Raw genomic sequence first — 14038 nt, 5'->3', positions numbered from 1 at the left:
AGAGACGTCAGTTTGATACGGACAGGCCGCGGCGTACTGGATGCCCCGCCTGCGCGGGGCATGACAATGTTCCCTACGGCTTGACCGGCGCCGGCCGGCCGTGCGCTTCAGCTTCCCGCGCCGGCGCTGGCTCGCGATCCCCCGCCAGCACGCGCTGCACGGAGACGAAGAACACCGGCACCATCAACAGCGCCAGGATCACCACCGCGATCATGCCGCCCATCACGACTGAGCCGAGCGCCTGCTGGCTGGCGCCGCCGGCGCCGTGGGCGATGGCCATCGGCAGCACGCCGCAGATGAAGGCAAGGCCCGTCATCAGGATCGGGCGGAAGCGCAGGCGGCAGGCCTCGATGGTGGCTTCGACCAGCGGCTTGCCTTCCTTCCGCAGGTCTTTCGCGAACTCGATGATCAGGATCGCGTCCTTGGCCGCAAGGCCGATGATGGTGATCAGGCCGACGGTGAAATAGACGTCGTTGGGCAGGCTCCGCAGCGTCGCAGCCGCGACCGCGCCGACGATGCCGAGCGGCACGGTGAGCAGCACCGCGAGCGGAATGGTCCAGCTCTCGTAGAGCGCGGCGAGGCACAGGAACACCACGAACACCGACAGCGCGAGCAGGAACGGCGCCTGCGAGCCCGACAGCTTTTCCTGCAGCGACTGTCCGGTCCATTCGTAGCCGAAGCCGCGCGGCAAGCGGCCGGCGAGCCGCTCCATTTCCGAAATGGCGTCGCCCGAGGTGAAGCCGGGCCTGGCTTCACCGGAGATGCGCACCGCCGGATAATAGTTGAAGCCGGCGATCTGCGTCGGGCCGCGCGCCCATTCCACCGTGGCAAAGGACGAGAACGGCACCAGCTGGCCGCGGCTGTTCTTGACGTTGTAATTGAGGATGTCCTCGGTCCGCATGCGGTCGCGCGCGTCAGCCTGCACCACGACGCGCTGCATGCGGCCGCGGTTCGGGAAGTCGTTGATGTAGTTCGAGCCGAGATTGGTCGAGATGGTGTTGTTGATGTCCTCGAAGGTGACGCCGAAGGCGCCGGCCTTCTCGCGGTCGATCATGAGATTGACCACGCCCGCCTCGGGCAGGCCCTCGATATAGACCTTCTGCAGCACCGGGCTGGCATTGGCCTCCGCGATCAGCTGGTCGGCGGCGCGCATCAATTGCTGATAGCCCTTCTGGCCGCGATCCTGCAGGCGGAACGAGAAGCCGGAGGAGTTGCCGAGATTGTCGATCGGCGGCGGCTGCAACGCCGAGATCTTTGCGTCGCGGATCGACGAGCCCAGGTCGCGGTTGATGTCGTTGACGATCGCAGCAGCGGAATCTTTAGGCCCGCGCTCCGACCAGTCCTTCAGCGTGATGAAGGCCTGCGCGGTGTTCATGCCCTGGCCGGAGAAGCTGAAGCCGGTGAGGAAGGTGACGTTGTCGACGCCCGGCCGCGCGGCCAGATATTTCTCGACCTTCTCGATCACGGCTTCGGTGCGGGCATAGGACGAATCCGACGGCGTCTGCACGTCGGTGGTGACGAAGCCCTGGTCGTCGACCGGCAGGAAGCCGCCGGGCAGGTTGACGAAGGCCCAGGACAGGCCGACCAGCAGCGCGGCATAGACCAGCATCAGGCGGCCGGTGCGGTTCAGCGAGAAGCCGACGGTGCGCGAATAGCGCTCCTTGCCGCCTTCGAGCATGCGGTTGAACCAGCCGAACACGCCTCTCTTCGCATGACCGTGGCCGGCCTCGACGGGCTTGAGCAGGGTCGCACACAGCGCCGGCGTCAACGATAGCGCCAGGAAGGCGGAGAAGCCGATCGCGGCGACCATGGTGACCGAGAACTGGCGGTAGATGATGCCGACCGAGCCCGGGAAGAACGCCATCGGCACGAACACCGCCATCAGCACCAGGGTGATGCCGATGATGGCGCCGGTGATCTGCGACATGGCTTTCCGCGTCGCTTCCTTCGGCGGCAGGCCCTCCTCGGCCATGATGCGTTCGACGTTCTCGACCACCACGATGGCGTCGTCGACGAGGATGCCGACCGCGAGCACCATGCCGAACATCGAGAGCATGTTGATGGAGTAGCCGGCGAGCAGCAGCGTGGAGCAGGCGCCGAGCAACGCCACCGGCACCACGATGGTCGGAATGATGGTGTAACGGATGTTCTGCAGGAACAGGAACATCACCACGAACACCAGCACCACGGCTTCGACCAGGGTCGACAGCACCTTCTTGATCGAGGCTTCGACCACGGGCGTGATGTTGTAGGGGATCTCGTAGCTGATGTTGGCCGGGAAGAAGCGCGACAGCTCCTTCATCTTGGCTTCGACCGCGCTCGCGGTGGCCAGCGCGTTGCCGGTCGGCGACATCAGCACCGAAAGACCGGCGGTCGGCTTGCCGTCGAGGCGGGTGTTGAACTGATAGCTGAGGCCGCCGACCTCGATGCGCGCGACGTCGCGCAGGCGCACGGTCGAGCCGTCGGCATTGGCGCGCAGGATGATGGCGCCGAACTCGTCCGGCGACGACAGCTGGCCCTTGACCAGCACCAACGCCGAGGTGCGCTGGTTCGACGTCGACGGTTCGGCGCCGATGCTGCCGGAGGCGACCTGCGCGTTCTGCGCGGTGATGGCCTTGTTGACGTCGTCGGCGGTCAGCCCGTAGCCGACGAGTTTTGCGGGATCGACCCAGACACGAAGACTGCGCTCGGTCGAATAGAGCGTGGCGCGGCCGACGCCGGGAATGCGGCGGATCTCGCCGAGCACGTTGCGGATCATGAAGTCGCCGAGGCCGACTTCATCCAGGCTGCCGTCGGTCGAGTTCAGCGTGATGATCTGCAGCACCGCACTGGAGGCTTCCTCGATCAGGATGCCCTGCTGCATCACCGCGCGCGGCAGGCGCGCCTCGACCCGCTTGATGCGGTTCTGCACCTCGACCGAGGCGGCGCTGGTATCGGTGCCCGGCTGGAAGTTGGCGATGATCTCGACCTGGCCGAGCGAGTCGCTGGTCGATTCGAAATTGAGGATATTGGCGGCGCCGTTGAGCTCCTCCTCGATCAGCCGCGTGACGCTGTTGTAGAGGTTTTCCGGCGAGGCGCCGGGATAGCTGGTCGAGACCGAGATCGAAGGCGGCGCGATGATCGGATATTGCGCGATCGGCAGCAGCGGCACCGCGATGGCACCGATCAAGCAGATGAACAGCGCAACCACCCAGGCGAAGATCGGCCTGTCGATGAAGAAACTCGGCATTGGCCGTTTATCCTCGTTGTTTCGTTAGATCCTCATGGCGAGGAGCTCGGAACGCGCGTCTCGAACCATGAAGGCCCGGCTCTCTCCCGGCCATCCTTCGAGACGCCCGCTTCCAGCGGGCTCCTCAGGATGAGGACGACACTTGCAACGCCGTCCGGTTACCGCGTGAGCTTAAGGGCGTGCCGGTTGTCCGCGGTCGCGTCCGCCTCGGACCAGGATTGCGGCTGGACCTTGTCGCCGGCCGCGAATTTCTGGAAGCCTTCGACCACGACCTTGTCGCCGGCCTTCAGGCCTTCGGTGACGAACCAGAGGCCGTCCTGCACCGATCCGGTGCGCACCGGCTGCACCGCGATGTGGTTGTCGTCCTTGACCACGAACACCTCGCTGCCGCCGCCGCCGTTGCGCTGGATCGCCTGCTGCGGCACCGCGATCGCGTCGGAATCGAGTCCCTGGTCGATCCGAACCCGCACGTACATGCCCGGCAGCAGCTCGCGCTTGGGATTGCGGAACTCGCCGCGCAACGTCACCTGCCCGGTGTGGGCGTCGACCTTGGCGTCGGAGAACAGCAGCTTGCCGTCGAGCGAATAGATGGTGTTGTCGTCGAGCACCAGGCGCACCTTGGCGGCATCGGCGGCGATGCGCTCGAGGTCGCCGGTCTCGAAGGCACGGCGGAGCTGGTTGAGCTCGGTCACCGACTGGGTGAAGTCGGCATAGATCGGATCGAGCTGCTGGATGGTGGCGAGATTGGTCTCGTTCTGCACGGCGAGCGCGCCCTCGCTGACGAGGGCCGCACCGACCACGCCGTCGATCGGCGCGCGAACGGTGGCATAGTCGAGATTGAGCTTGGCCCGCGCGAGCTCGGCCTTGCGGCCTTCGACCTCGGCATGGGCCTGGCGTTCGGCCGCGATCGCCTTCTCGTTCTCGGCTTCGGGGGCGGCGCGATCCCTGGTCAGGGTGGCGATACGATGCGCCTGTTGCCTGGCCTGCATCAAAGCCGCTTCGGACTTGGCCAGCGCGGCCTCATTCGCCATCACCTCGACCTCGAACGGGCGCGGATCGATGCGGTAGAGCGGATCGCCGGCCTTCACCTCGCTGCCCTGGCGGAACAGGCGCTCGACCACGATGCCGGACACGCGCGGCCGCACGTCGGAGACCCGCGTCGGCGCGATCCGGCCCGGCAGCTCGCGCACCACGGCGCGGGACTGCGGCTTGACGACGACGATGCTGACGTCAGGGGCGGGCGGCTGGGCGGCGGACACCGCGGAGCTGGATTCGTCGCAGCCTGCCAGAAGCGGCGCAAGGGCCGCGAGCATCATTGCAACGCATGCCGATCGCGCGCGAAGTCCGGACATGAAGTGGGGTGCCCCGATATTGTTGAAACTGATCGTGCTCGCGCGCGGCCCGTTCTGGACCTTTTACACGCGGCTGATGCCGCCAAAATAGAATGCATCTGCTGCGATGCAACGCATGGCGCGGGCGGCTCATTGTCACACAGCTTATGCTGCTGAGATCAGAAGGCTTTTACGGTGTCACTTGATTGTGAGTCGGGGTCCACCGGCGCGTGCTGCGACGGAACATCGCAATTACTCGGCGGCCTTCATCCGGTAGTGGCTGACGCCCCATTCGGTTCCATCGGCGTAGCCGAACAGGCCCGAGCTCGCGAGCAGGAACCAGCGCCAGCGACGGATCCAGAGAGCGGCCTCCTCGCCATAGACCCTGCGCAAGGCGGCCTCGATGGCCTCGCGATGCGCATCGAAATTGGCGAGCCAGTCGTTGGCGGTGCGCTGGTAATGCGTCCCGCTCCAGCACCATTCCTTCTCGACCGCGAAGATATCGTCGAACTGCCTGACCAGGTGATGGCTCGGCATCAACCCGCTTGTATAGAGATGCTGCGCGATCCAGTCGTCGCGATCGGCGGGGTCAAGCAGATGCGAGCCGGAACGGTGGGTGACGACGTGCATGAAGAACCGCCCCTCCGGCGTGAGCCATGACCGCGCGCGCGTCATCAGCTTGCGCCAGTTGCGCATCTGCTCGAACATCTCGACCGAGACGATGCGGTCGAACTGCCCCTCCGGCGCGAACACGTTCATGTCGGCCGTGACCACGCGCAGATTGAGCAATCCACGCAGCCGCGCCTCCTCCTCGACATAGGCGCGTTGCGCCTGTGAGGTCGCGACCGCCGTCACCCTGGCGTGCGGAAACTGCCGCGCCATCCACAGGGACAGCGAGCCCCAGCCGCAGCCGAGCTCGAGGATGGCCTGGCCGTCGGCCAGGCCGGCATGCTCGACGGTCTGGCGCAGCGCCTCCTCCTCCGCCTCCCGCAAGGTGGTCGCGTCAGTCTTGTAGAAGCAGGAGGAGAATTTACGGTTGGGACCGAGCAAATCGGCGAAGAAGGCGGCAGGCACCTGGTCATGCCCGGCACCTGTACCCTCGGCGATCGGCCGCAGCATCATCCGGCCGGCAAAGGCGGCATCGTCGCCGGCGCCCAGGGCGGACAGGCGCGTCGCCATGCGGGAGCACAGGCGCTGGATCGCGGCGCGGATCACCACGTCCGGCAGCGGCACACGCTCGGCAGTCCCGATGATCGCGGAAACGACGCTCATGCGCCCCCCGAATGGCGAAATTCTGCAGAGACCTGCTTATCAAAGCGCCGCTTCCGGTCCGGGTTCCCCGAGCTGTCCCCGAAATCGGCGCATCCGGCGCTTTTTTTGGGCCGGCGCTGTGCCATAGTGCGCGCCGCAAGCAAGCTTACGTAACGGATGATACTGGCATGCGGTCTGGCACTTCCCGATCAACCATGGACATCGAGTACACGAAACTGTCCTCGCCCAGCGTCTTCCTGGTGCGGATGCTGGTCTTCCTGGTGCTGTGCACGCTGGTGGGCGTGGTGCTCTACAAGCAGATCATCCAGGCCTTCTTCGCCAATCCCGGGCTCAATGCCCTGATCGGCGGCGTGCTGTTCATCGGCATCATCCTCGCCTTCCGCCAGGTCATCCGGCTCTATCCCGAGGTCTCCTGGGTCAACAATTTCCGCGTCGCCGATCCCGGCCTGGCGCCGTCCCGTCACCCCAAGCTGCTGGCGCCGATGGCGGCGATCCTGGGCGGGGAGCGCTCGGGGCGGATGACCATCACCCAGACCACCATGCGGCACCTGCTCGATTCGATCGCGACCCGCCTGGACGAGGCCCGCGACATCTCCCGCTACATGACCGGCCTGCTGGTGTTCCTCGGCCTGCTCGGCACCTTCTGGGGCCTGATCGAGACGGTCGGCTCGGTCGGCAAGGTGATCGACGGGCTCAAGGTGGGGGGCGATTCCGGGGCGCTGTTCGACACGCTGAAGGAGGGCCTCGCCGCCCCGCTCGGCGGCATGGGCATCTCGTTCTCCAGCTCGCTGTTCGGCCTTGCCGGCTCGCTGATCCTCGGCTTCCTCGATCTGCAATCGAGCCAGGCGCAGAACCGCTTCTACACCGACCTCGAAGACTGGCTCGCCACCACCGTGCGCGAATACGGCAATGGCGAGGTGCCCGCCGCCGCCTCCGGCGGCGGTGTCGCCAGCGGGGAGCTTCAGGCCGCGGTCGAACGCCTGCGTTCCGTGTTCGAGGAAGGCAGCGCCGGCCGCGGCACCACGGCGGCGATGGCGAGCCTTGCCGAAGCGATCCAGGCGCTGGTCTCACACATGCGCACCGAGCAGCAGATGATCCGCGAATGGGCCGACGGCCAGGGTGAGCAGAACCGCGAGATCCGCCGCCTGTTGGAGCGGATCGCGCGCCAGCCCGAGAAGAGTTGAGACGGTATCGTGCCCCGGACGCGACGCAGCATGAAATGATGCGTCGCTGAGCCGGGGCCCAGCGTCAGGGACAATATGGGTCCCGGCTCTGCGAAGCAGCGTTGCACGCTGCATCGCGTCCGGGACACGAAAGAAACGGAGACGTTAATGGCTCTAGCGCGCGGCCGCCGCAGCGAAGGCGCCTTCAATTATTGGCCCGGCTTCGTCGATGCGCTGTCGACGCTGGTGCTGTCGATCGTGTTCCTGCTGTCGGTGTTCCTCGTGGTGCAGTTCTTCCTGTCGCAGGAGGTCACTGGCAAGGACAAGGCGCTGGAGCAGCTCAACGCCAAGATCGCCCAGCTCAACGAGCTGTTGTCGCTGGAGAAGCTCGGCAAGCTCACGCTCGACGACCAGGTCTCGCAATTGAAGGCCGGTCTCGCCTCGGCCGAGACCGAGCGCGACCGCATCAAGGGGCTCTATGACGGTCTCGCCGCCGCCGGCAACGACGCGCAAGGCAAGACCGCCGAGCTCGGCAAGGCGCTGGATTCCGAGAAGGCGGTCTCGACGCGGGCGCTGGCGCAGATCGAGGTGTTGAACCAGCAGATCAGCGCGCTGCGCCGGCAATTAGCGGCGCTGGAAGAGGCGCTCGATGCATCCGAGAAGCGCGACAAGGAATCGCAGAACCGCATCGCCGACCTGGGCTCTCGCCTGAACGTCGCCCTGGCGCAGCGCGTGCAGGAATTGTCGCGCTACCGCTCGGAATTCTTCGGCCGGCTGCGCGCCATCCTCGGCAACCGCCCCGACATCCGCATCGTCGGCGACCGCTTCGTGTTCCAGTCCGAAGTGTTCTTCGACACCGGCCAGGCGGTGCTGCTGCCCGAGGGCCGCGCCGAGCTCGACACCTTGGCGGCCGCGCTGATCGAACTCGACAAGAAGATCCCGAGCGACATTCCCTGGGTGCTGCGCGTCGACGGCCATACCGACGTGCGCCCCGTCAACGGTCCGAACTTCAAGTCGAACTGGGACCTGTCCGCGGCGCGCTCGATCTCGGTGGTGCAATATCTGGTCTCGCTCGGCGTGCCCGCCCAGCGCCTCGTCGCCGCCGGCTTCGGCGAATTCCAGCCGCTCGATACCGGCAACACGGAAGAGGCCTACAAGCGCAACCGCCGCATCGAGCTGAAACTGACGGAGCGGTAGTGAGCGCGCTCCACCTCCGCCCCTACGCGGCCTCCGACGAGGCCGCCGCGATCGATCTCTGGCATCGCACCTGGCAGCAGGCCTATCCGCAGATCGACTTCGCGGCGCGGCTGGACTGGTGGCGCGAGCGCTGGCTGGGGGATCTGGTGCCGAAGGCCCAAATCGTGGTGGCGGAACAGGACGGCGCGCTGACCGGTTTCGTCACCATCGACGGCGAGGGCTATCTCGACCAGCTGGTGGTCGATCCCGCGCATTGGGGCTCGGATGCGGCACGGCTGCTGGTGGACGAGGCCAAGCGCCTGTCACCGTCGGGCGTCACGCTGCTCGTCAACAAGGACAATGCCCGCGCCATCCGCTTCTACGAGCGCAACGGCTTTGCCCATGCCGGTGACGAAGTGAACCCGACCTCGGGCCGGCCGGTGTTGAAGATGGTATGGCGGGCGTGAGGCCTGTCACATCGGGGATCCCAAGGCGCCGGTTATTCGTTGTCTCAAGGCATGGCCATGGAGACGATCGATGAAGCTGAGCGAGCTGGCCAAGGGGTCCTCGGTGATGCTGGGCGTCATCGTCGCCGGCTATGTGTCGACGACCTATGTAGACCAGCGCTTTGCGACATCGAGCGCCCCTGCGCAGACGAACAGCCCTGAGGCATCAGCCTGCGTCGAAGCGGACGGCAGCTGGAAGAACTGGCCCTGGCCGAACGTGCCGGCGCTGTCACCGAAGTGCCGGTAGGCCCGCAGTTGTGGCGCGAAGCTCCCTCCACACGTCATTGCGAGGAGCTCTTGCGACGAAGCAATCCAGAGTCTTTCCGCGGAAACAGTCTGGATTGCTTCGCTGCGCTCGCAATGACGAGAGTGAGGCGGCGCCTCACGCCCCCTCGAACTGCAGCCGCGCCAGCCTGGCGTAGAGCCCGTTCGCCGCCACGAGCTCGGCATGCGTGCCCTGCTCGACGATCTTGCCCTGGTCCATCACCAGGATGCGGTCGCAGGAGAGCACCGTGGCGAGGCGATGGGCGATCACCAGCGTGGTGCGGTGGCGCATCAGCTCTTCCAGCGCGGTCTGCACCAGCGTCTCGCTTTCGGCGTCGAGCGCGGAGGTGGCTTCGTCCAGCAGCAACAGCGGCGCGTCGCGCAGGATGGCGCGCGCGATCGCGATGCGCTGGCGCTGACCACCGGACAGCGTCACGCCGCGCTCGCCGAGCGCGGTCTCGAAACCTTCGGGCAGGCGGCGGATGAATTCGGCGGCATGGGCGAGCTCGGCGGCGCGCTCGACCTCGGCATCGCTCGCACCGGGCCGGCCGAAGCGGATGTTCTCGCGGGCGCTCGCGGCGAACACCACGGAGTCCTGCGGCACCAGTGCGATGCGCGCGCGGAAATCCCCGGGGTCGGCGGACTTGACCGGCACGCCGTCGAGCGAGATCGTCCCGCTGCGCGGATCGTAGAAGCGCAGCAGCAGATGAAAGATGGTGCTCTTGCCGGCGCCGGAGGGACCGACGATCGCGACCTTCTCGCCGGGGCGCACGGTGAACGACACCGCGTCGAGCACCTTGACGTCGGACCGTGCCGGATAGGCGAAGCTGACCCGGTCGAAGCCGACCTCGCCGCGCGCCGGCACCGGCAGCGCAAGCGGCGCCGCAGGCGCGGCGATCTCGGGCCGGACGTGGAGGATCTCGAACAGGCGCTCGGCTGCGCCCGATGCGGCCGAGACCTCGCCCCAGACCTCGCTGAGCTGGCCGAGCCCGGCTGCGGCAAACACCGCATACAGCACGAACTGGCCGAGCCGGCCCGGCGTGATCGCGCCGGTGAGCACGTCATGCGAGCCGATCCAGAGGATGGCGACCACGCTTGCGAACACGATGAAGATGATGATCGCCGTCAGCACGGCGCGGGCCTGGGTCGAGGTGCGCGCGGCTTCATAGGCCTGCTCGACCTCGCCGCCGAAACGCTTCTCGGCGAAGCCCTCGCTGGTATAGGCCTGCACGGTGCGGATCGCGCCGACCAATTCGCCCGCATAGGCGGAGGCATCGGCGAGCGTGTCCTGCGCGTTGCGCGACAGGCGCCGCACCCAGCGCCCGAACGCCACAAGCGGCAGCACGATCAGGGGAATGGCGAGCAGCACGAAGCCGGAGAGCTTCGGGCTCGTGATCACCATCATCGCCGTCGCGCCCAGGAACATCATAAGGTTGCGCAGCGCGATCGAGACGGAGGCACCGACGGCCGATTTCAGCTGGGTGGTGTCGGCGGTGAGGCGCGAGATCAGTTCGCCGCTGCGCGCGGAATCGAAGAAGGCGGGGGACAGCGACAGCAGATGGGCGAAGACGTCGCGCCGGAGATCGGCGACGATGCGTTCGCCGATCGTCATCACGAGGTAGTAGCGCGCGGCACTGGCGATCGCGAGCACGGCAACGACCGCGAGCATGACCGAGAAGTAGCTGTTGATCAGCTCGATGCCCTCGGGCGTCAGGCCGAAATCGATCATCCTGCGCACCGCGACCGGCACCAGCAGCGTGGTCAGCGCGGCGATCGTGAGCGCGACGAACGCCAGCGCCGCGCGGCCGCGATAGCGGATCACATAGGGCGCGAGCGCCAGCAGCGGCCGCAGCTTGGCGCGGCCCTTGGCCGGCGCTTCGATCAGCTCGGCCTCGATCGAAGGGGTGTCCGCGGCGTTCATTGCGGGCCGATCGACATATTGGTCATCAAGCCGTTCCACTGCGCTCATGAGATCCGACCCATTGCATTCGTTTGCTCCCAATAGGCCGGTGCATCAGTAGTGGCAAATCCGGGAAGTCCCTTAGGGCAAACCCCCGGTTCACCGCGGCAGCATGGCTTGTTTTGCCGGGTTTCGTGAGGTATAGAGCCGCCCAAATCCGTCATTCGCGAGCCACCCAAGAAGGCGCCGGAGCGCCGAGGAATTGCCATGAAAGCCGAAATTCATCCGAATTATCATACGATTAAGATCGTCATGACCGACGGAACCGAGTACCTGACCCGCTCCACCTGGGGCAAGGAAGGCGACACGCTGAACCTCGACATCGACCCGAAGTCGCACCCGGCCTGGACCGGCGGCTCCGCCCAGATCATGGACCGCGGCGGCCGCGTCTCGCGCTTCCAGAAGAAGTTTTCGGGCTTCCTCAAGAAGGATTGAGCCGGCCGCAAGGCTGGACATGGAAACGCCCCCGGGAGACCGGGGGCGTTTTTGTTTTGGGGCCGGTCGTCGGCCAAGGCTGAGGACTCGTAAGGGTGGGCAAAGCGAAGCGTGCCCACGACCTCTATTGTGATCCCAAAAGAGAGAGAGATGGTGGGCACGGCGCTTTGCGCCTTTGCCCACCCTACGGCACCGGTGAGACCTACCGCTCGAACGCGGCCTTCAGCGCGTTGAGATGCGGCACCAACGGATTGCCGATCGCGGCCTGCTCGGCCGGCGGGGTGTGGATCGTGCTGTCGAGCCGGCGGACGCGGGTCTGCAGGCTCATCGAGCGATGGATCAGGTCCTGAAGCTGCGCCGGCAGCTTCTCGATGGTGTCGGCCGGGCCGGGATCGGCGGCGGTGAGCTTGACCTTGGTCTTCTCACGGTTGGCCTGGCTCAGCGTCATCTCGCCTTCCTTCACCGCGCGGTGCAGCAGCAGCCAGGAGGCGAGCTGCATCAGGCGCGTGGTGAGGCGCATGCTCTCGGTCGCGTAGGTGAGGCTGACGGCGCGGTCGAGCGCCTTGGCCTCGACGCGGCCAGCGCCGTCGAGATAGGCGGCGGTTTCCTCGACGAGGTCCATGCCCTCCCGGAACAGGCTGCCGAACGCCGCAGAATTGGTGAATCGCTCGCTGAGCTGAACGAGAGCGCCTTCGGCCTGCAAACGTTCCATGGTTAACGCCTCTTACGCAACTGTTTGACTGCCCGGCTTTGGCGCCGGCTTATGATGAACAAATCATTGCGCGGGCGAGAGGCGGAGTCCAGTGACAAGCGCGGATATGGTTTCCGCGGGTCAATCCTTCGGAATGCAACCGGACGGGGATGCTAGACAGCGGGAGCGGAAGCAAAAAAAGAGCCGCCGGAGACCGGCGGCTTTGAAAGTTGATAACAGGGAGGCGTCAAACAGAGTGGACAGGAGCCACTCGGTGTCCAAACGAGGACAGTTCCAGTCATAAACCCGAAAGCTTAATCCGAAGTAAACGAGCTAATTTTTTGGGATTTCGTTAGCCATGTCGGCCAGTGGCCGAATGAAGTGCGGAACAATCTTCAGCCGTCATTCCGGGGCGCGACGACGTCGCGAGGTACGATGCGCAATTGCGCACCTGAGAATCCATAACCACAGGCGGATGGAGTAGCCGGCCACGATCAGCGTGCCCGTATCAACGGCCTGTGGCTATGGATTCCGGGCTCGGCGCTGACGCGCCGCCCCGGAATGACGAGGCGGAGAAAGTTCGGCCCACGCGTCCGGGACGACAGTCGTTGTGGGGCGACTGCTACGACTTGAAAATGCTGTTCGCCGCATCGCGCGAGGCGCGCTTCTTGGTGGCGGCTTCTTCCAGTCTTGCGATCTCGGTCTTGAGCAGCGCGACACGCTCGGTCAGTTCCTCCACTGACAAGAGTGAGAGGTCCTGTCCAATCTCATGGCTGATCTTCTTGCGCGGGCGGTCGTCGTCTTCCATCGGCATCGTCGTTCCTCCTCTCGTCCGCGGACCGGACCACATGGCCTAAGGCGGTTGCCAGCCTGCACCGCGCTGGCTAAGCAAGGGCCTCGTTTCCTCCCGCACCTTTGCTCAAGGACACATCATGGACAAGCTGCCCGCGCAAATGACCGTGGTCGCCATCTCCAAGCCCGGTGGGCCGGAAGTGCTGGTGCCGGAGCAACGCAGCGTTCCGCAGCCCGGTCCCGACGAGATCCTGGTCAAGGTGATGGCTGCCGGCGTCAACCGGCCCGACGTGGCGCAGCGCTCGGGCGCCTATCCGCCGCCGCCCGGCGCCAGCGACCTGCCCGGCCTCGAGATCGCGGGCGAAGTCGTCGCGGTCGGCAGCAATGCCAAGCGGCACCAGGTCGGCGACAAGGTGATGTCACTCGTCGCCGGCGGCGGATATGCGCAGTACTGCATCGCGCAGGATGCCCAGGCGATGAGCGTGCCGCCGGCGCTGTCGATCAAGGAAGCCGGCGCGCTGCCGGAAACCCTGATGACGGTCTGGCACAACGTGTTCGAGCGCGGCGGCCTCAAGGCCGGCGAGACGCTGCTGATCCATGGCGGCTCCTCCGGCATCGGCACCATGGCCATTCAGCTCGCCAAAGCCTTCGGTGCGAAGGTGTTCGTCACCGTGGGATCGCAGGACAAGATCGATGCCTGCCTCAAGCTGGGGGCCGACCGCGCCATCAACTACAAGAGCGAAGACTTCGTCGCCGTGATCAAGGCTGAGACCAACAACGTCGGCGTCAACCTGATCCTCGACATGGTCGCCGGTGACTATGTCGACCGCAACTATGATGCCGCCGCGGTCGACGGGCGCATCGTCCAGATCGCGACCCTCAACGGCCCCAAGGTCAGCGTCAACATCGCCAAGGTCATGGTCAAGCGCCTGACCCATTCCGGCTCGACCTTGCGCCCCCGTAGTAATGCGGACAAGGCCGCGATGGTGGCCGCGATCGAGCAGAAAGTGATGCCGCTTTTGCGCGAAGGCCGCATCAAGCCGGTGATGGACAGCACTTTCCCGCTGGAAAAGGCCGCAGACGCCCACCGGCGCATGGAAACGAGCGCACATATTGGCAAAATTGTGTTGGAGGCCTTGGTCACCGGCCCACAGGGCAAGCCGGAAACCCTTTGATTTTCCTCGCTTTCGTGGCATCTATCGCGACGCACCGAACCACA

The 14038-nt window shown here is 65.8% G+C and carries 12 protein-coding genes; 6 read left to right on the top strand and 6 right to left on the bottom strand.

Annotation, left to right across the window (positions count from 1 at the left end):
* Positions 1-73: 73 nt before the first annotated feature.
* The 3 genes from ACNJYA_RS06370 to ACNJYA_RS06360 all read right to left on the bottom strand — a co-directional run bounded on the left by ACNJYA_RS06370 (position 74) and on the right by ACNJYA_RS06360 (position 5832).
* On the bottom strand, positions 74-3229 hold the full coding sequence (locus ACNJYA_RS06370) for a multidrug efflux RND transporter permease subunit (RefSeq protein WP_439402237.1): 3156 nt from the start codon (positions 3227-3229) through the stop codon (positions 74-76).
* Positions 3230-3387: 158 nt separating this feature from the next.
* On the bottom strand, positions 3388-4581 hold the full coding sequence (locus tag ACNJYA_RS06365; protein WP_172784849.1) for an efflux RND transporter periplasmic adaptor subunit: 1194 nt from the start codon (positions 4579-4581) through the stop codon (positions 3388-3390).
* 231 nt (positions 4582-4812) lie between these two features.
* Positions 4813-5832, bottom strand: a complete 1020-nt coding sequence (locus ACNJYA_RS06360; RefSeq protein WP_439402236.1) for an SAM-dependent methyltransferase — start codon at positions 5830-5832, stop codon at positions 4813-4815.
* A gap of 167 nt (positions 5833-5999) precedes the next feature.
* Between ACNJYA_RS06360 and ACNJYA_RS06355 the strand changes: the two genes are divergently transcribed.
* The 4 genes from ACNJYA_RS06355 to ACNJYA_RS06340 all read left to right on the top strand — a co-directional run bounded on the left by ACNJYA_RS06355 (position 6000) and on the right by ACNJYA_RS06340 (position 8924).
* Positions 6000-7016 carry a flagellar motor protein MotA gene (locus ACNJYA_RS06355; RefSeq protein ID WP_212254200.1) on the top strand — a complete coding sequence of 339 codons (1017 nt, stop codon included), beginning with the start codon at positions 6000-6002 and terminating at the stop codon, positions 7014-7016.
* Positions 7017-7163: 147 nt separating this feature from the next.
* A complete protein-coding gene (locus ACNJYA_RS06350) occupies positions 7164-8192 on the top strand; it encodes a peptidoglycan -binding protein (RefSeq protein ID WP_439402235.1) in 1029 nt (342 codons plus the stop codon).
* Positions 8192-8638, top strand: coding sequence for a GNAT family N-acetyltransferase (locus ACNJYA_RS06345; protein ID WP_439402234.1), 447 nt, complete (start codon positions 8192-8194; stop codon positions 8636-8638). The genes ACNJYA_RS06350 and ACNJYA_RS06345 overlap by 1 nt, the downstream gene beginning before the upstream one ends.
* Positions 8639-8708: 70 nt before the next feature.
* Complete coding sequence (locus ACNJYA_RS06340; RefSeq protein ID WP_439365700.1) at positions 8709-8924, top strand: hypothetical protein; 216 nt, start codon at positions 8709-8711, stop codon at positions 8922-8924.
* A gap of 135 nt (positions 8925-9059) precedes the next feature.
* On the opposite strand, the gene ACNJYA_RS06335 is transcribed toward ACNJYA_RS06340, so the two are convergent.
* The gene (locus tag ACNJYA_RS06335; RefSeq protein ID WP_439365699.1) at positions 9060-10910 is read right to left on the bottom strand and encodes an ABC transporter ATP-binding protein/permease; all 1851 of its coding nucleotides are present in this window, start codon (positions 10908-10910) and stop codon (positions 9060-9062) included.
* Positions 10911-11108: 198 nt separating this feature from the next.
* On the opposite strand from ACNJYA_RS06335, the gene rpmE reads away from it, so the two are divergent.
* The gene (rpmE, locus tag ACNJYA_RS06330) at positions 11109-11336 is read left to right on the top strand and encodes a 50S ribosomal protein L31 (protein WP_439365698.1); all 228 of its coding nucleotides are present in this window, start codon (positions 11109-11111) and stop codon (positions 11334-11336) included.
* Between the two features lie 202 nt (positions 11337-11538).
* On the opposite strand, the gene rcdA is transcribed toward rpmE, so the two are convergent.
* Positions 11539-12048 carry a protease adaptor protein RcdA gene (gene rcdA, locus ACNJYA_RS06325; RefSeq protein WP_172784856.1) on the bottom strand — a complete coding sequence of 170 codons (510 nt, stop codon included), beginning with the start codon at positions 12046-12048 and terminating at the stop codon, positions 11539-11541.
* 601 nt (positions 12049-12649) lie between these two features.
* The gene (locus ACNJYA_RS06320) at positions 12650-12841 is read right to left on the bottom strand and encodes a DUF1192 domain-containing protein (protein ID WP_172784857.1); all 192 of its coding nucleotides are present in this window, start codon (positions 12839-12841) and stop codon (positions 12650-12652) included.
* 118 nt (positions 12842-12959) lie between these two features.
* Here ACNJYA_RS06320 and ACNJYA_RS06315 point away from each other — a divergent pair, with 118 nt between their 5' ends.
* On the top strand, positions 12960-13994 hold the full coding sequence (locus ACNJYA_RS06315) for an NAD(P)H-quinone oxidoreductase (RefSeq protein ID WP_439402233.1): 1035 nt from the start codon (positions 12960-12962) through the stop codon (positions 13992-13994).
* The last annotated feature ends 44 nt before the right edge of the window (positions 13995-14038 follow it).

Source organism: Bradyrhizobium sp. BLXBL-01, assembly GCF_051853025.1.
Classification (GTDB): Bacteria; Pseudomonadota; Alphaproteobacteria; order Rhizobiales; family Xanthobacteraceae; genus Bradyrhizobium.
The sequence above is the reverse complement of the archived record's forward strand: the minus strand, read 5'-3'. Positions and strand labels throughout refer to the sequence as shown.